This is a genomic window from Streptomyces sp. MUSC 14, from assembly GCF_001866675.1.
Lineage (GTDB): Bacteria > Actinomycetota > Actinomycetes > Streptomycetales > Streptomycetaceae > Streptomyces.
Genome location: NZ_MLYN01000032.1, coordinates 1 through 17,296, shown reverse-complemented (window position 1 = coordinate 17,296; position 17,296 = coordinate 1). Strand labels below are relative to the sequence as shown.

17 protein-coding genes are annotated in these 17,296 nt (G+C 71.9%); 4 read left to right on the top strand and 13 right to left on the bottom strand.

The window, feature by feature from the left end:
- Positions 1 to 126: 126 nt before the first annotated feature.
- The 3 genes from BIV25_RS20685 to BIV25_RS20675 form a co-directional block, all read right to left on the bottom strand.
- Positions 127 to 339, bottom strand: a complete 213-nt coding sequence (locus tag BIV25_RS20685; protein ID WP_371273048.1) for a DUF397 domain-containing protein — start codon at positions 337 to 339, stop codon at positions 127 to 129.
- A complete protein-coding gene (locus tag BIV25_RS20680; RefSeq protein ID WP_071373850.1) occupies positions 329 to 1,183 on the bottom strand; it encodes a Scr1 family TA system antitoxin-like transcriptional regulator in 855 nt (284 codons plus the stop codon). The genes BIV25_RS20685 and BIV25_RS20680 overlap by 11 nt, the downstream gene beginning before the upstream one ends.
- Positions 1,184 to 1,294: 111 nt before the next feature.
- A complete protein-coding gene (locus tag BIV25_RS20675) occupies positions 1,295 to 2,578 on the bottom strand; it encodes an adenylosuccinate synthase (protein ID WP_071373849.1) in 1,284 nt (427 codons plus the stop codon).
- A gap of 212 nt (positions 2,579 to 2,790) precedes the next feature.
- Between BIV25_RS20675 and BIV25_RS20670 the strand changes: the two genes are divergently transcribed.
- Both BIV25_RS20670 and BIV25_RS20665 read left to right on the top strand, forming a co-directional pair.
- Positions 2,791 to 3,645 carry a diacylglycerol kinase gene (locus BIV25_RS20670; RefSeq protein ID WP_177235349.1) on the top strand — a complete coding sequence of 285 codons (855 nt, stop codon included), beginning with the start codon at positions 2,791 to 2,793 and terminating at the stop codon, positions 3,643 to 3,645.
- 150 nt (positions 3,646 to 3,795) lie between these two features.
- Positions 3,796 to 5,307 carry an APC family permease gene (locus BIV25_RS20665; RefSeq protein ID WP_071373847.1) on the top strand — a complete coding sequence of 504 codons (1,512 nt, stop codon included), beginning with the start codon at positions 3,796 to 3,798 and terminating at the stop codon, positions 5,305 to 5,307.
- Between the two features lie 6 nt (positions 5,308 to 5,313).
- On the opposite strand, the gene BIV25_RS20660 is transcribed toward BIV25_RS20665, so the two are convergent.
- Entirely contained in the window at positions 5,314 to 5,823 is a 510-nt protein-coding gene (locus BIV25_RS20660) for a GbsR/MarR family transcriptional regulator (protein WP_071373846.1), read from the bottom strand.
- 74 nt (positions 5,824 to 5,897) lie between these two features.
- Between BIV25_RS20660 and BIV25_RS20655 the strand changes: the two genes are divergently transcribed.
- Both BIV25_RS20655 and BIV25_RS20650 read left to right on the top strand, forming a co-directional pair.
- Positions 5,898 to 6,809, top strand: coding sequence for an ABC transporter ATP-binding protein (locus BIV25_RS20655; protein WP_071373845.1), 912 nt, complete (start codon positions 5,898 to 5,900; stop codon positions 6,807 to 6,809).
- Positions 6,806 to 8,377, top strand: a complete 1,572-nt coding sequence (locus BIV25_RS20650) for an ABC transporter permease (RefSeq protein ID WP_071373844.1) — start codon at positions 6,806 to 6,808, stop codon at positions 8,375 to 8,377. The genes BIV25_RS20655 and BIV25_RS20650 overlap by 4 nt, the downstream gene beginning before the upstream one ends.
- A gap of 10 nt (positions 8,378 to 8,387) precedes the next feature.
- On the opposite strand, the gene BIV25_RS20645 is transcribed toward BIV25_RS20650, so the two are convergent.
- The 9 genes from BIV25_RS20645 to BIV25_RS20605 all read right to left on the bottom strand — a co-directional run bounded on the left by BIV25_RS20645 (position 8,388) and on the right by BIV25_RS20605 (position 17,296).
- The gene (locus BIV25_RS20645) at positions 8,388 to 9,608 is read right to left on the bottom strand and encodes a cytochrome P450 (protein ID WP_071373843.1); all 1,221 of its coding nucleotides are present in this window, start codon (positions 9,606 to 9,608) and stop codon (positions 8,388 to 8,390) included.
- A 64-nt stretch (positions 9,609 to 9,672) separates the two neighbouring features.
- Positions 9,673 to 10,161: a hypothetical protein gene (locus BIV25_RS20640; RefSeq protein ID WP_071373842.1), complete on the bottom strand. Its 489-nt coding sequence runs from the start codon at positions 10,159 to 10,161 to the stop codon at positions 9,673 to 9,675.
- Positions 10,162 to 10,224: 63 nt separating this feature from the next.
- Entirely contained in the window at positions 10,225 to 10,578 is a 354-nt protein-coding gene (locus tag BIV25_RS20635) for a hypothetical protein (RefSeq protein ID WP_256255946.1), read from the bottom strand.
- 185 nt (positions 10,579 to 10,763) lie between these two features.
- Entirely contained in the window at positions 10,764 to 11,429 is a 666-nt protein-coding gene (locus tag BIV25_RS20630; protein ID WP_071373841.1) for a response regulator transcription factor, read from the bottom strand.
- Entirely contained in the window at positions 11,426 to 12,817 is a 1,392-nt protein-coding gene (locus tag BIV25_RS20625) for a sensor histidine kinase (RefSeq protein ID WP_071373840.1), read from the bottom strand. Before BIV25_RS20625 ends, BIV25_RS20630 begins: the two co-directional genes overlap by 4 nt.
- Positions 12,818 to 12,885: 68 nt before the next feature.
- Positions 12,886 to 13,578, bottom strand: coding sequence for a response regulator transcription factor (locus tag BIV25_RS20620; RefSeq protein WP_071373839.1), 693 nt, complete (start codon positions 13,576 to 13,578; stop codon positions 12,886 to 12,888).
- Complete coding sequence (locus tag BIV25_RS20615; RefSeq protein WP_079176769.1) at positions 13,575 to 15,074, bottom strand: sensor histidine kinase; 1,500 nt, start codon at positions 15,072 to 15,074, stop codon at positions 13,575 to 13,577. Before BIV25_RS20615 ends, BIV25_RS20620 begins: the two co-directional genes overlap by 4 nt.
- Positions 15,067 to 16,335, bottom strand: coding sequence for an acyltransferase (locus BIV25_RS20610; protein ID WP_079176768.1), 1,269 nt, complete (start codon positions 16,333 to 16,335; stop codon positions 15,067 to 15,069). The genes BIV25_RS20615 and BIV25_RS20610 overlap by 8 nt, the downstream gene beginning before the upstream one ends.
- Entirely contained in the window at positions 16,328 to 17,296 is a 969-nt protein-coding gene (locus BIV25_RS20605) for an alpha/beta hydrolase (protein ID WP_071373838.1), read from the bottom strand. Before BIV25_RS20605 ends, BIV25_RS20610 begins: the two co-directional genes overlap by 8 nt.

Here is a 17,296-nt window from a genome sequence, read left to right as displayed (position 1 = left end):
CGGGGCATTGTGCGTCAGGCGGTAATTACACAACTACCGCGTGCAGCCAGACTAGCGCCAACCGTGATGCCTCATCAACGTTGATGCGCACTTCCGTGGGACGAACCTCGGTGCCTTCGCGGTGGTTCACACCAGGTCGTCGAATTCTCCCGCCTTGGCGCCTGCCACGAAAGCCGCGAGCTTGGCGCGCGTGGTCCTGACGACGACGCCGGGCTCGTCGCTCTCCCGCACCAGCACCTGGCCGTCAACCACGGCCACCTCGATGCAGTTGCCCGACTGCTCCGAGTACGACGACTTACGCCACTGGATGTCCATCTCGTTCACGCTCTCACAGCTCATGCAGCACCTTGTGGATGAAGTCGCGAGAAGGTCCCGGCTCCAGGGATCGCTGCTCCATGCGGTCAAGTACAGCGCGGTAGTTGGTCAGATGCGTCTCCGAGTCCAGGAATGTGATCCCGTTCGGCACGTCGATCTGCACGGTGTCGAGTTGCCGGACGGGGCCGCTGGCGTACATCGTCGAACTGCCCGCGCTCGGGAAACCGCCCGCAGAGAAGGGCACCACGCGGAGAGTCACCGCTTCTCGCTCCGACTGCTCCAGCATGTGCTCCAACTGCCGCCGTACGACGGCTTGGTCGCCGAACAGCATGCGCAGCGCGGCCTCGTGGAGGAGGAAGGAACAGGCTGGCGGATCGGACCGGTCGAGCACTGCGCGGCGTCGTAGGCGGAAGCCGACCTGGAGATCCAGAGCTTCCGTCGACATCGGCGGTACGGCCTCACAGAACACGGCGCGGGCGTAGTCCTCGTGCTGCAGGAGGCCGGGCAGATGCGTGATCTGTACATGCCGAAGGCCGACGGCGTGATGCTCCAGCTCGGCCAGGTCGAGCATGTAGGAGGCGATGGAATCCCTGAATTCATCCCACCAGTTGGAGCCGGCCCGCTCCCTGGCCATGTTCGCGAGCGCATCGACGTAGGCCCGATCGGGGCAGGAGTAGTTGCCAGCCCACACTCTGATCCGGTCCGCGCTCACACCGAACCGCGCGGACTCGACGTTGCTGATCGCCGTCTTGTCCACACGGTGCAGCCCGGCAGCCTCGGTGAGGGAGAGACCGACATGCTCACGCATCCGCCGAAGCTCCATACCGAGCCGGCGCTGCCTGACAGTGGGCGGCTTCCTGACAGGCACGGAAAATCTCCTTGACCTAAACCGCCGAGTTGCAGATGGCCGGTGTGGCTCACCACACCGGCCATCACATCAGATTCTCCCCGCCCTGAGGGAAGGAACCGGATCAACGGGTCACAGGAACGAGTTGATCTCGATCGTCTCGTCCCGGCCCGGGCCCACGCCGATCGCGGAGATCGGGGCGCCGGACATCTCCTCCAGCGCCTTGACGTAGTTCTGGGCGTTCTTCGGCAGGTCCGCGAAGGACTTGGCCTTGGTGATGTCCTCGCTCCAGCCCGGCAGCGTCTCGTAGACCGGCTTCGCGTGGTGGAAGTCCGTCTGTGAGTAGGGCAGTTCCTCGACGCGCTTGCCGTCGATCTCGTACGCCACGCAGACCGGGATCTCCTCCCAGCCGGTCAGCACGTCCAGCTTGGTGAGGAAGAAGTCGGTCAGGCCGTTCACGCGGGTCGCGTAGCGGGCGATGACGGCGTCGAACCAGCCGCAGCGGCGGTCACGGCCGGTGGTGACGCCCCGCTCGCCGCCGATGCGGCGCAGCGCCTCGCCGTCCTCGTCGAACAGCTCGGTCGGGAACGGGCCGGCGCCGACGCGGGTCGTGTACGCCTTCAGGATGCCGATGACCCGGCTGATCTTCGTCGGGCCCACACCGGCGCCGGTGCAGGCACCGCCGGCGGTCGGGTTGGAGGAGGTGACGAAGGGGTACGTGCCGTGGTCGATGTCGAGGAGGGTGCCCTGACCGCCCTCGAACAGCACGACCTTGTCGTCCTCCAGCGCCTGGTTCAGGACCAGGACGGTGTCGGTGACGTACGGCTTGATCTGCTCGGCGTAGCCCAGCAGCTCCTCGACGACCTGGTCCACGGCGATCGCGCGCCGGTTGTAGAGCTTGGTCAGGAGCTGGTTCTTGACGTCGAGCGCCGCCTCGACCTTCTGGGTCAGGATCGACTCGTCGTACAGGTCCTGGACCCGGATGCCCACGCGGTTGATCTTGTCGGCGTAGGTCGGGCCGATGCCGCGACCGGTGGTGCCGATCCTGCGCTTGCCGAGGAAGCGTTCCGTCACCTTGTCGACGGTCACGTTGTACGGCGTGATGATGTGCGCGTTACCGCTGATCAGGAGCTTGGACGTGTCGACGCCACGCTCGTTCAGACCGCTCAGCTCGGAGAGCAGGACCGACGGGTCGACGACGACACCGTTGCCGATGACCGGCGTACAGCCGGGGGAGAGGATTCCGGAAGGGAGGAGGTGGAGCGCGTACTTCTGGTCGCCCACGACGACCGTGTGGCCGGCGTTGTTGCCGCCCTGGTAGCGCACTACATAGTCCACCGAGCCACCGAGCAGGTCGGTCGCCTTCCCCTTGCCTTCGTCACCCCACTGAGCACCGAGCAGCACAAGTGCGGGCACGCGCGTACACCCCTTCCGGGCGGGGCATGTCCAAGGTCGGGGGCGTGGGCGTAAGGTTCACCGCCGCGTGCCACAGCGACCGCCGTTGGTCGCACAACCGTCGGACCGGATGCCCCGGAATAGACGAAGCCCCTGGCGCAATAGCGCAAGGGGCTCTTGCACAAAGATGCTACCCGAGGAAGCGAGGCAGGACCGAGGTGGCGACTTTCGCGATGTCCGACCAGCTGCTGGTGATCATCGATCCGGCGGCACGGCAGACGGACGGCGAGTCCGTTCGCATCGCGAAAGACGTGCTCAGCGCGGGTGCGGCGGCGAAAGTGTGCCTCCCGGACGGCCCGGAGGAATTCGCCCGGGCGCTGGGCCGAAGGGGTTCGCGCCGGCCGGTGGTCATCGGCGACGACCACGCTCTGCTACGGGCGGTCACGTTGCTGCATCGGGAGCGCGAACTGGCCGGATGCGGTCTGTCGGTGGTGCCGGTCGGCGGGGCCGGAGAAACGTCTCTCACCCAGTCGCTGGGCGTGCCCGGCGGCGCGGTGGCGGCGGCCCGGACGGTCCTGGACGGCACGGAACGGCGGCTGGACCTGTTGGTCGACGACAGCGACGGGGTCGTCCTGACCGGGCTGGCGATCCCGCCGGCCCGGCGCGTCCCCGCGCCCACGCCCGCGCCGGTGGCGCCGGCCGCCGGCCGCTGGTACCGCACCCTGCTGGCCCGCACCCTGCCCGCCCGTCCGCCCCGGCTCCCGGCCGTCCCCGCGCCCGGCCCCACCCGGCTGCGCGTGCAGCTCGACGGCGAGACGCTGGTGGACCTGGACGAGCCGCTGGAGTCCCTGACGGTGACTCCCGGGGCGCCCGGCACACCCGGGGCGGCCGGCGCCGGCACGGCCGAGGTGGAGCTGCGCCCCCTGTCGGTGGGCGCCGAGGCGAGCCCGCTGCGGGCCTGCGGCCGCACGGTGGCGGTCACGGGCCCGGACTTCCGCTACCGGGCCGACGGAGCCGTCTCGGGCCCCGTACGCAGGCGTACCTGGCGGGTGGCGGAGGCGGCCTGGGGGCTGGTGCTGCCGTCCTGAGGGACTCCAACGAGCACCCCTAAAGGTCTGGTGACAAATATTTAACCCGGCCGACCCCTTCCCGTGCCCCCTGCTCGTCCACCATCCTGCTGCATCAGGACCCACCAGGACACCCAGGACACACGGACCGGACACGGAGGGGGCCACCCGATGGCAGTGGACGAGGGCGTTGCCCCGGCGGCGGACACGGACGGCTCGGATGCGGTACACCGGCTGAAACCCAACGCCGTCGGGCTGCTGGGAGTCGTCTTCATGGCCGTGGCGACCGCCGCGCCGATCACCGCGATGACCGGGAACGTGCCCTTCATGGTGTCGTCCGGCAACGGGATCGGGGCGCCCGCGAGCTATCTCGTCGCAATGGTCGTCCTGGCAATCTTTTCCGTCGGTTTCACCTCGATGGCGAAGCACATCACGTCCACGGGCGCCTTCTACGGGTTCATCTCGTACGGGCTCGGGCGGACCGTCGGGCTCGCCTCCGGGATGCTCGCGACCTTCGCGTACGTCGTCTTCGAGCCCGCGCTCATCGGGATCTTCTCGACCTTCGCGACGACGACCCTGAAGGACCAGACCGGCGTACACGTGCCCTGGTGGACCTTCGCCGTGCTGATGCTCGCGATCAACGCGACCGGCACCTGGTTCGGGGTCAGCGTCGCCGAGAAACTGCTGGTGGTGCTGCTGGCGACCGAGGTGACCGTACTGGCCGCCATGGCGGTGTCGGTCGCCCTCCACGGCGGCGGCCCGCACGGGTTCGCCTTCGCGCCGGTCGACCCGGTCAACGCCTTCAAGGGCACGTCCGCCGGGCTCGGGCTGTTCTTCGCCTTCTGGTCCTGGGTCGGCTTCGAGTCGACCGCGATGTACGGCGAGGAGTCCCGCGACCCGAAGAAGATCATCCCCAAGGCCACGATGGTCAGCGTCCTGGGCGTCGGTGTCTTCTACGTCCTCGTCTCCTGGATGGCCATCTCCGGCAACGGCGAGACCGAGGCCGTGAAGGCGGCGTCGTCCGCCAACCCGCTCTCGATGTTCTTCAACCCCACCGAGCGCTACGTCGGGCACTGGGCGGTCGACGTCATGCAGTGGCTGATGATCACCGGCTCGCTGGCCTGCGGCATGGCCTTCCACAACTGCGCCGCCCGCTATCTCTACGCCCTGGGGCGCGAGGGCGTCCTGCCGTCGCTCAAGCGCACCATCGGCCGCACCCACGCCCGGCACGGCTCGCCGCACATCGCCGGGCTGGTGCAGACGGCGGTCACCGCGGTGCTGCTCGGCGCGTTCTGGGCCGCGGGCAAGGACCCGTACACCGGCACGTACGTCCTGCTCGCCATCCTCGGCACCATGGCGATCCTCGTCGTGCAGGCCGTGTGCTCCTTCGCGGTGCTGGCCTACTTCCGCTCCCACCACCCCGAGAGCCGCCACTGGTTCCGCACCTTCACCGCGCCGCTGCTCGGCGGCATCGCGATGCTCGGCGTCGTCGTGCTCCTCGTGTCCAACATGAGCGCGGCAGCCGGGCCCGAGTCCGGCTCGCTGGTGCTGAAGGCGACGCCATGGCTGGTGGCCCTGGTCGCGGCGACGGGCGTGGGATGTGCGCAGTACCTCAGGCGGCGGGCGCCCGAGCGGTACGCGCTGCTGGGGCGGACGGTGCTGGAGGAGACGAAGGAGCGCTGAGGGCGCTCAGTCCCCGAACCTCTCCTCCCGGTACACCCGCCAGCGCTCCATCATCAGGGCCACGTCCTGCTCGATGAACTCGAAGAAGGCCAGCGTCTGCGCGAGCCGGCGCCCCGAGGGGGTGTCGGCTCCGAGGCTGGCGACGCCCTCGCGCAGGGCGTCCTCCCAGCGCTTGATGATCGCCTCGCGGCTGGTGAGCGCCTCGTACCACTGGTCGCTGTGCACCCGGTAGCGCTCCCGGCGCGAGCCGGGCTCCCGCTCCCTCGACACCATGTGCACCTGGGCGAGATAGCGCACGGCACCGGAGACGCCGGCGGGGCTGATCTGCAGTTGCTCGCTCAGCTCGGCCGAGGTCAGGGTGCCGGTGTCGGAGGCGAGCAGGGCCGCGAAGACGCGGGAGGGCATGCGCTGCATCCCGGCCTCGACCAGCTGCGCCGCGAACCGCTCCACGAACCGCGAGACCGCCTCGGGGTCCCGCGCGCTCTCCGTCTCCGTCCCGCTCCCTGGCTCCGTCATGTCTCTCACCCTATCCGGCGTTCATGCGCTTCCTTAACTTCACAAATTTCTGAAAGAAGCGTACGTTCTGAAGCATGACCAAGGCAATCACGGTCTCCGGACTCCACAAGTCCTTCGGCCGCACCCACGCGCTGGACGGCCTCGACCTGGACGTCGAGGCCGGTGAGGTGCACGGCTTCCTCGGCCCCAACGGCGCCGGCAAGTCGACCGCCATCCGCGTCCTGCTCGGACTGCTGCGCGCCGACGCGGGCGCCGCCCAGGTGCTGGGCCGCGACCCCTGGCGGGACGCGGTCGAGGTGCACCGCCGCATCGCGTACGTCCCCGGCGACGTCACCCTGTGGCGCAACCTCTCGGGCGGCGAGGTCATCGACCTCTACGGCCGGCTGCGCGGAGGACTCGACCAGCGGCGCAGGGCGGAGCTGATCCGGCGCTTCGAGCTGGACCCCACCAAGAAGGGCCGCACCTACTCCAAGGGCAACCGGCAGAAGGTCGCCCTGGTCGCCGCCTTCGCCTCCGACGTCGACCTGCTGATCCTGGACGAGCCGACCTCGGGCCTGGACCCGCTGATGGAGGAGGTCTTCCAGGCCTGCGTGGAGGAGGAACGCGACAAGGGCCGCACGGTCCTCCTCTCCTCGCACATCCTCAGCGAGGTGGAGGAGCTGTGCGACCGGGTCAGCATCATCCGCAAGGGGCGCACGGTGGAGAGCGGCTCGCTCGCCGACCTGCGCCACCTCACCCGCACCAGCGTCAGCGCCGAACTCGCGGGCCCGCCCAACGGCCTGGCCCACCTGCCGGGCGTGCACGACCTCGACGTCCAGGGCCGCCGGGTGCGGCTCCAGGTCGACACCGACCACCTCGACGCCGTACTGCGCTCGTTGAGCGCCACGGGGGTGCGCTCGCTGACCTCGACCCCGCCGACGCTGGAGGAGCTGTTCCTGCGGCACTACGCGCAGGAACCGGCGCAGACCGAGGGGGCGCCGGCATGATCCGCCAACTGGCCGGTACCGGCACCCTGTTGAGGTTCGCGCTGCGCCGCGACCGCGTCCTGCTGCCGGTCTGGGTCGCGGTGAACGCCCTGATGGTCCTCTCCATGCCGAACACCCTCAAGACCCTCTACGCCACCGCCGCCCAACGCGCCGACCTCCGGCACCAGATGGCCGGCAACGCCTCGCTGCGCGCCATGACCGGCCCGGTCTTCGACGACTCGCTCGGCGCGCTGACCGCCTGGCGCGTCGGGGTCTACGCGGGCGCGCTCGCCGCCGTCATGAGCCTCCTCGTCGTCCTCCGGCACACCCGGGACGAGGAGGAGAGCGGGCGGCAGGAACTGATCTCCGCCGGCATGGTCGGGCGCCGGGCTCCCCTGACGGCGGCCCTGCTGGCGGCCGCCGTCGCGAACACGGCCCTGTGCGTCCTGATCGTGGCCGGACTCGCCGGGCAGGGCACGGCCGGCGCCCTGGCCCTCGGGCTCGGGGTGGCGGGCGCGGGCATGGTCTTCGCCACGGCGGCGGCGATCGCCGCCCAGCTGACCGAGAGCGCCCGGCTGGCCCGCGGGCTGACGGCGGCCGTGCTCGGCGCGGCCTTCGTGCTGCGCGCGGCGGGCGACGCGGCCTCCTCCGCCGGCTCGTCCGTCCTCACCTGGCTGTCCCCGCTGGGCTGGCTGGAGAACCTGCGCGCCTTCGCGGCCGAACGCTGGTGGGTGCTGCTGCTGTTCGTGGCGGCGACGGCCCTGCAGGCACTGGTGGCCTACGCGTTGGCGGGCCGCCGGGACATCGGCATGAGCTTCCTGCCGACCCGGCCCGGACCGGCGACGGGCCGGCTCGGCACGGCCGGCGCCCTGGCCTGGCGGCTGCAGCGCGGCAGCGTGCTCGGCTGGTCGACCGGCTTCTTCCTCGCCGGAGTCGTCTACGGCGGGCTGACGGACGGCGCGGCGAAGCTCGTCGGCGACAACGCGCAGGCCCGGGAGATCTTCCAGCGCATGGGCGGCCGGTCGGGGCTGACGGACGCCTTCCTCGCCGCAATGGTCGGCATGCTCGGCCTGGTCGCCGCGCTCTACGTCGTCTCCTCCGTGCTGCGGCTGAACGGCGAGGAGAACTCCGGCCGCGCCGAACCGGTCCTGGCCGGCGCGGTGGGCCGGCTGCGCTGGGCCGCCGGCCACCTGCTGATCGCCTTCGGCGGCTCGGCCCTGATCATGCTGCTCGCCGGCCTGGGCTTCGCCGTCGGCTACGGCAGGCAGATCGGCCCGGTGCTGGGCGCGTGCCTGCTCCAGGTCGCCGCCGTCTGGGTGATCGGTGGCCTCGCCGTGCTGCTCCACGGCGTCCTGCCACGGGGCGCGACGGCCGCCTGGGGCGTGGCGGGCGCGGCCCTGCTGATCGGCTGGATCGGCCCGGCGCTGAACGTCCCCCGCGCCGTCCTGGACCTCTCCCCCTTCGGCCACCTGCCGAAGCTCCCCGGCGGACACCTGGACTGGACTCCCGTGGGCGCCCTGCTGGCCCTGGCGGCCCTGCTGGTGGCGGGCGGCCTGGCGGGCCTGCGCCGCCGCGACCTGGCCGGCTGAGGCGTCGGTCTCAACCGACCACCACGGACAGCTCCTTGAGCCCCCGCATGACGAAGTTGGGCCTGCGCTCCGGTTCCGCCGCCAGGGCCAGGGCGGGAGCCCGCTCCAGCAGGGCCCGCATCGAAGCACCCAGCTCGATCCGGGCCAGGGGCGCGCCGATGCAGTAGTGGATGCCCGCGCTGAAGGAGATGTGCGGGTTGTCCGCACGGGTCAGGTCCAGGCGGCCGGGGTCGGTGAAGACCGCCGGGTCATGGTTGGCGGAGCCGAAGAGCATCGCGATCTCCGCACCCCTCGGGATCGTCGTACCGCCGATCTCGATGTCGTCCAGCACCCAGCGCTCGAAGAGCTGGAGCGGGGTGTCGTAGCGCAGCAGTTCCTCGATCGCGGACGGGATCAGGGAGTGGTCGCCGCGGAGCGCGGCGAGCTGGCCGGGGTTCCGGAACAGCGCGAACCAGCCGTTGACCGTCGCGTTGACCGTGGCCTCGTGCCCCGCGTTGAGCAGCAGCACGGCCGTGGAGATCATCTCCTGCTCGGTCAGCCGGTCGCCCTCGTCGTGAGCGGCGATCAGCCCGGAGATCAGGTCCTCCCCCGGCTCCTTGCGGCGCGCCGCGATCAGCTCGCGCAGGTACTCCGAGAACTCCACGGACGCCCGGACGGCCCGGGCCGCGGTCTCCTGCGACGGGTTCAGCTCGTACATCCCGCAGATGTCCGCCGACCAGGGCCGCAGCGACGCCCGGTCCGCCTCCGGAATGCCCAGCATCTCGGCGATGACGGCGACGGGCAGCGGCTCGGCCACCTCCGCGAGCAGATCCCCGCCGCCCTCCCGGACCAGCCCGGCCACCAACTCGTCCGCGAGCCGGTGCACATACGGTGCCAGCCGCTCGACCGTCCTCGGTGTGAACGCCTTCGACACCAGGCGCCGGATCCGCGTGTGGTCCGGCGGCTCCAGATCGAGCATGCCGTGATCGTTGAGCGTGTGGAACGGCTCCTGCTCGGGCGGGGGCGCGCCGCGCCCGAAGTCCTCGTGCGAGAACCGGTGCTGGTACGTCCGCCCGAGCCGCCGGTCCCTGAGCAGCGCCGAGACGTCCGCGTGGCGCGGGACCAGCCACTGGTCGGTCGCCTCGTACCGGATCACCCGGCCCCGCGCCCGCAACTCGGCATAGGCCGGGTACGGGTCGGTGAGGAACGCCGGGTCCCAGGGATCGAAGGTCACATCACTAGCGCCAGCCATGCGCGGACGCTAACCCGCCGGGCGGGCCCGTGACCAGGGGGTCCGGCGGGACGATCCGGGACGGTCAGCCCCGCGCCCCGTCCTGGGCGTCGTAGTAGTCCCTCCCGCCCACGAGGACCGACGTGACGTACAGCGGCAGACCGTCGGCGTCCCGGGGCACCTCCTGGGAGGTCTGCCGGGTGAAACCCAGCGACACACCGGGGATCACCGGGTACTCGCGCGCCGACGTGTCGACCGGCCGGCCCCGCGCGGCGGCACGCCGGAAGAGCTCCTCGGCGGGGGTGCCGAACACGTCGTCCCCGTCCAGCAGGACCCGCGTCCGGGACGTCCGGCCCTCGCCGGGCCACCACAGCTCGACCGCCGTGACCGCGGGACCGCCCTCCAGGAGGGCCTGCACCCCCACCCCGTCCACGGACCAGGAGACACGCGCCGAACTCCGCCGCCGGACCACCCTGGGCTCACCCCAGCCGAACCCCGCCGCGACGGCCTCGTCGAGCGTCATACCCAGCCGCAGCGGGGCGACTCCGCGCGGCGGGTCGAGTGTCAGATCCATCCTGCCTCCTGTGTCCCGCCGGATCGGCCGGATCGCTTGGTTCGTTCGGATCGGCCGGATCTCTCAAATCCGCTCCGCGACCAGGACACAGTCGTAGTACAGCGGGTCCCCGTCCTCATCCACCGGGTGCTCCTGGCTGCTCTGGTTCGCAAGGATCACGTTCAGCTCCGAAAGGGCGTCGAAGCCGAGGTCGTTCTCCTCGATGGTGTGGCCCCGTTGCGCGAGCCGGTCGCAGAGGTCCGTGCTCGGGGTGCGGAAGACGTCCAGCCCGTCGAGCAGGACCGCCACATCGGCGTCCTCGTTCCGGAACCGGTACAGCTCCACACCGCCCAGCGTGCCCTTGGTGAACCCGAGCACGACGCTCAGCTGGAACTGGTCGTGCACGAGCCAGATCTGCCTGCCCCGGGTCCTCGTCACTGGAGACGGTCCGGAAAGCGCCCCACTCCTCCACCGCAGCGCGCGCTTCCCCGACTGACATGCCGAGCCGGAACGGCCCGGCGCCGGCGTGCGGGCGGATCCCGACGTCCATCTGTGCTCCTCTGCACTCCTCGCTCGTCGCCCACGGTGCTCGCAGACCTGTTCGCGACCCGTCCGGCACCGCGTCAGGCCGGTGTGACCAAACGTGCCTCGTACGCGAACACCGCTGCCTGGGTGCGGTCCCTCAGACCCAGTTTCACCAGGATGCGGCTCACATGGGTCTTGATCGTCGACTCCGCCACGACCAGCCGCTCGGCGATCTCGGCGTTCGACAGGCCCTGGGCGATCAGGACCAGGACCTCCGTCTCGCGTTCGGTCAGCTCGCCGTAGGTCGCCTGGGCCGCCGGGATCAGGCGCGGGGGCTCCGAGAGGCGGGAGAACTCCGTGATCAGGCGTCTGGTGACCGAGGGGGCGAGCAGGGACTCGCCCGCGGCCACCACCCGGACGCCGTCCGCCAGTTGCCGGGCCGAGGCGTCCTTGAGGAGGAAGCCCGAGGCACCCGCGCGCAGGGCCTGGTACACGTACTCGTCGAGGTCGAACGTCGTCAGGACCAGCACCTTCGCCGCCGCGTCCGCCGCGACGATCTCCCGGGTCGCCTCGATGCCGTTCAGCTCCGGCATCCGGATGTCCATCAGGACGACGTCCGGGGCCAGTTCGCGGACCCGGTCCACCGCCTCCCTCCCGTTGACGACCTCGCCGACGACCTCGATGTCCGGCATCGCGTTCAGCAGGACCGAGAAGCCCTCGCGGACCATCATCTGGTCGTCCGCGATCAGTACGCGGATGGTCATGCGTCCCCTTCGCTCGCGGCGGACGGCACCGGCAGGAACACCGTCACCTCGTAGCCCCCGTCGTCCGTCGGGCCCGCCGTCATCTCGCCGTTCAGCATCGAGACCCGCTCCCGCATCCCCGTCACCCCGTGCCCGGCACCGATCGAAGGGGGCGGGCGAAGCCCTCGTTCAGGGGTGGTGGCCGGGTGGCGGGCGGGATTGATCAGGTGGGGTGCGGGCGGCGGGGCGTTGACGATGCGCAGGCCCAGGCCACCGAGAACGTAGCCTATTTCCACCCGGGCCTCCGCTCCCGGGGCGTGCCGCAGCGTGTTGCTCAGGGCCTCCTGCACGATGCGGTACGCCGACAGCTCCACGCCCTGCGGGAGTTCGCGGGCCGCGCCCGTCACCGCCTTGTCCACCGTCAGACCGGCCTCCCGCACATTGGCCAGCAGCCCGTCCAGATCCGCGAGCGTGGGCTGCGGGGCTTCCGGCGCCTCGTAGTCCTCCGCGCGGACGACGCCCAGGACCCGGCGCAGCTCAGTCAGGGCCGCGACCGCGTTCTCCCGGATGGTGACGAACGCCTTCTCCAGCTCGGGCGGCGGATTCTCCACCCGGTACGGCGCCGCCTCCGCCTGGATCGCGACCACCGACATGTGGTGGGCGACCACGTCGTGCAGCTCGCGGGCGATCGTCGTGCGCTCCTCCAGCAGCGTGCGGCGTGAGCGCTCGTGCGCCGTCACCGTCTGCTGCGCGGTCATCTCCTGCTCGGCCTCCTTACGTATGTGCCGGACCGTGACGATCAGCAGGATCAGCGCCGACAGGAACAGCATCGGGGCGGTGTCCGAGCCGAAGCCGTCCTCGCCGAAGCTCGTGTCGCAGAAGAAGCCGAACACCGCGGTCAGCGTCCACATCCAGGCCGCCGTGCGCGGGCGGGTGCGCAGCGCGACGACGGTCAGCACCAGCAGGTGGGAGAGGAAACTGGCGGGCGCCCACGGCCAGCTGCCCGACCCCCGGGCGATCACGGACGTGACGACGGTGCCCGCGAGGGACACCCAGAACGCCCCCACCGGACGGACCAGGGTCAGCAGCACCGGCACCAGCGCGCAGAGCCCGCACAGCAGGGCCAGCAACGGCGCTTCCTCGTCCGTCATGGCGACGAACAGGGCCACCGCACCGCCGAAGGCCACCAGCAGGTGCCGGGACCAGGCGCCGTACTCCCGCATCCGGCCCGGCAGGCGCCGGGTGAGCGGGCCGGCCTCGCCCAGCCGGGGCAGCGGGTCGTATCGGAAGGCGTCCTGGAACAGATCCTGCCGCAGACCGCGCAGGGCGTTCGCGGCCAGCTGCCTCTCGGGGCTGTGCTGCCGGCCGGCCCGGCCCGGCGTCGTCTGCGTGTGCGTCGTCTCGGTCACGTACAGAACGGTAGGCCGAGGTCATGGTCGCGGTCGTCCCCTTGGAGAGGGGTCCTGCGAGGTCCCTCTCAGGTACTACGGGTCGCCCCTCCCGGGCGGACCAGGCCCGACTCGAAGGCGAAGACCGCCGCCTGCGTGCGGTCGCGCAGGCCCAGCTTCACCAGGATCCGGCCGACGTGTGTCTTCACGGTCTGCTCGGCCACGACCAGCCGCTCGGCGATCTCCGCGTTCGACAGACCCTGTGCGATCAGCGCCAGCACCTCCGTCTCCCGTTCCGTCAGATCGCCGATGCGCTGCTTGAGCGGGACCCGGTTCCTGCCGTCCATGCGGGAGAACTCCGCGATGAGCCGCCGGGTGATGCCGGGCGCGAGCAGGGCGTCGCCCGCGGCCACCACCCGCACCGCCTCGGCCAGCTTGTCCGCCGAGGCGTCCTTGAGCAGAAAGCCGGAGGCGCCGGCCCGCAGCGCCTCGTACACGTACTCGTCCAGGTCGAACGTGGTCAGCACCAGCACCTTGACGGCGGGGTGCTCGACGGTGATCCGCTGGGTCGCCTCCAGGCCGCCCAGCTCGGGCATCCGGATGTCCATCAGCACGACGTCCGGGGCCAGTTCGGCAGTCCGGGCGATCGCGTCCAGCCCGTCCACCGCCTGCCCGATCACCTCGATGTCGGGCTGGGTGTTGAGCAGCACGGTGAAACCCTGCCGGACCATCTCCTGGTCGTCGGCGATGAGTACACGGATGGTGCCGGCACCGCTCGTCATGGGGACTGTTCTCCTGTCGGGGGCTCGGGGCTGTGCGGGTCGGGATCGGGGTCGGGGTCGGGGCCGGACGCTGAGGGGCGGGCCGGGGTCGTCGGCTCCGGGGTGCCCTCGCGCGGCAGGAACGCCGTCACGCGGAAGCCGCCGTACCGGTCGCCCGTCGCGACGACGTGTCCGCCCAGCATCGCCGCCCGCTCCCGCATCCCGAGCAGACCGTGACCGCTGCCGGGGGACGGCGGGGCCGGGCGGGTGGGGCGGGAGTTGATGACGTCCAGGCATATCCCGTGCGGGTAGTGGAGGACCTCCACGGTGACCGAGGCGCCCGGGGCGTGCCGCAGGACGTTGCTCAGGGCCTCCTGGACGATCCGGTACGCCGACAGCTCCACGCCGGGCGGATAGCCTCGCGGCTCGCCCTCCGTCTTCATGACGACCTCCAGACCGGCCGCCCGGGTGTTCTCGATCAGCGCGTCCAGCCGGGCGAGGTTCGGCTGCGGGGCGTCGGGGGCCGGGCCGGTGCCGGGGGCGGACAGCCGGTAGGTGTCGTCCAGGGCCTCCGGGTCGTCCGGGCCCGCCGAGCGCAGGACACCGAGCACACGGCGCAGCTCCGTCAGCGCCTCCAGGGCGTTGTTGCGGATGCCCGCCAGGTTCTCCTTCAGCTCCTCGGAGGGGTTCTCCACCAGGTGGGGGGCGACCTGGGCCTGGATCGAGATCACCGACATGTGGTGGGCGACCACGTCGTGCAGCTCGCGCGCGATACGGCTGCGCTCCTCCAGCAGCGCGCGGCGGGCCCGCTCCTCGGCGGTGATCGTCGTCTGCTGGGCCAGCTCCGCCCGGGCCTCGCTGCGGCTGCGCAGGGCGGTGCCGATCAGGACCGCGACGGCGAAGAGGGCAACGGCCACGACTCCGGTCGGGGAATATCTCTGGGCCCCGATCGGGGCCTCCGCCACCCACGTCACCACGAGGGTGGTGCCGAACGCGGCGAGCGTGCCGCGCAGGCGGGTGCGCAGGGCGAGGAGGGCCAGCACGACCATCTGGGCCAGCATGACGGGCGCCGGCCAGGGCCAGCCGACGTCGGCGGACGCGTCCGTCGCGAGATGCGGGCGGGCGAGAAGGGCGGTGAGGAAAGCGGCGGCCAGGGACGCGGCCCAGGCGGGGGCGGGACGCCAGATCGCCAGGACGACGGCGGCTCCCTGGACGAGGCCGAGGAGCCAGCCGACGGCGGTCAGCCGGTACTCGTCCGACAGCTGTTCCCCGCCGCCCAGGCCGATCCCCAGCGCGGCGTAGGCGACGAACAGGTAGACGAGCAGGCGGAGCCAGCGGTGCCGGGCGAAGGGGGGTGAGTGGGGGGAGGGGTTCTCGCCCAGCCAGGCGCGCAGGCGGCGGCGCCGGCTGGGGGTGGGCGTCGTGGGTTCGGCCGTGGTGGGTTCGGGTGCGGGGCGGCGCGGTCGGTCGTTCTCGTCGTCGGCGGCCGCGGGTTTCACGAGGTCAACATTAGGCATTGCGTGGAGTCTTTGCTGGGGGCAGGTGGCGGCGGACCACGTGCGACGTGCGGTTGCGGGGGCGGCGCGGGCCGTGTTCGTGGTGCCGGAAGGCCGTCCAGCACAGGGCCAGGACCAGAGCGAAGACGGGGAGCCAGGCGAGGCGGTACATCACCCAGTCCGGCGAGTCCGGTGCGGTGTGCAGACCGGGCAGGCGGCCCGCGGTGAGACCCGTCGCGGTCGTGGTCATCATGGCCGTCTGGTGCCACAGGTAGATCGTCATCGCCGAGAGGTTGACGAGGGCCGTCGCCGCCCAGAGCAGCGGGCGCGTCATCGCGCGGCGCAGCCGGTCGCGCAGGAGCAGGGCCAGGCCGCACTGGGCGAGGCCGAAGGAGACGGCCGCGAGCGTCGGCGGGTCGAGGTTGGAGATCCTCGCGCCGGGGACGCCGACCATCGACGCCGGGTAGCCGGCGAGGCCGACGAGCAACGCGGTGGCCGTCGTACCGCCGAGGAACAGGACCCAGGCCGCGCGGCGGGTGTCCAGCTCGCCCCGGGTCCAGGCGGCGCCCAGCGTGTACGGCACGAGCCAGCCCGCCGGCAGGTTCAGCCAGGCGAGCCAGGAGGGGCCGAGGTGCAGGCCGAAGCGGAGCAGGTCGACGTGCAGCACGACGGCCAGCGGCCAGAGGGGGTTGAGGCGGGTGAGGAGCGGGGTGGCGGCCGTCAGGGCGGCGAAGACCAGCAGGAACCACAGCGGCGACAGGGCCAGTTTGACCAGGGCCTCGATCGTGGCCGGCGGGGTGCCGGTGAGGAGGAGGGCCGTGGCGGCCACCGCCCACAGGCACAGCAGCGCGGCCACCGGGCGCAGCAGGCGGGCCAGTCGGGCGCGCAGCCAGGCGCCGTAACTCTCGCCCCGCGCCTGGGCCGAGGCGAGGCTGCGCGTGGCCACATGACCGCCGACCAGGAAGAACACGGCCAGGGTCTGGAACAGCCAGGAGACCGGGGCCAGCCACGGCATGTGCTGGAGCGGGCTGGTGGTGTGCAGGCCGCCGTCCCTCGCCACCAGCGCGGTCACCAGCCAGTGGCCCAGGACGACGCCGAGGATCGCGAAGGCCCGCAGGGCGTCGACCGCACGGTCCCGGTCGGCCGGGGTGGCGGAGTCGACCTGGTGGGCGCCGCGGCGAAGAGCGCGGAGGGGGTGCGGGACGTGCGGGGGGTGAAGGAGGTGGCGCCGAGAGGGGTGGACGGGGTCGTCGACGGGGTGGAGTACGGCTGGCTCAGGCACGGGTCACCTCCGAGGTCTCGCCGAGGGTGATCCGGGCCAGGTTGGCGAGGGAGGCCGAGCCCGGGGTGAAGTAGCCGCTGTGCTGGACGTCGCCGGCGTCGAAGACCCGGGCGCCGAAGGCGCGGGAGACCGGGTCGGTGCCGAAGCCGATGGTGGTGCCGAACAGGTGGGCGCTGGTGTGCGGGACGTGTGCGATCCAGTCGTCGCCGCCCCGGGCCGCCCAGACACGCGCGCGGGTGTGCAGGGCGGCGGCGGAGCCCGCTCCGGTGCCGGGGCTGCCGACCAGGGCGATGTCGTCGGCGTCCAGACCTGGGGCGGCCCGGCCGCAGACGACCGAGCCGTAGGAGTGGCAGAGCAGGGAGAGGCGGGCGTGCGGCCCGGTCGCGGCGCGCAGGTCGTGTACGAACGTGCGCAGGTGGGGGGCGGCTTCGTCGGCTCGGGTGGTCGTGGTGACGGTGGTGCTGACCGTGGCCGGGGTCGCGTAGCCGAGCCAGGCGACGACGGCGACGCGGGTGCCGTGGGAGGCGCGGTGGGTGAGGTCCGTGTACAGCGCCGCGGCGGCCTTGTGGAAGCGGGCGTAGGTGTCCAGGGAGGTGTCCGAGCCGGGGACCAGGACCGCGACGTGGTCGGCGCGGGGGAGGTCGCCGAGGACCTCGGTGGCCCGGCCCGTGCCCCGGCCGTCGAAGGCCAGGAGGTTGCGGGAGGCCAGAGTGCGGTCGGCGGCGGCGCGGTCGGTGTCACCGTGCGCCGCCGCCATGGCGGCCGCCGCGGAGGCGTCGGCTCGGTTGGCCTCGTACGTCTTCTGGAGCGTGGTCGCCGTGAGCGGGGGCAGCGCGGAGGGGCGGGGGGCCGGGATCCCGGGGTGGGTGGTCGCGGCGGAGAGGGGGGCGGCGATGGCCGTGGTGAGGAGGGCGGCGAGGCACGCGCGCCGCCAGTGCCTGCGGTGTCTCGGCGGGAACAG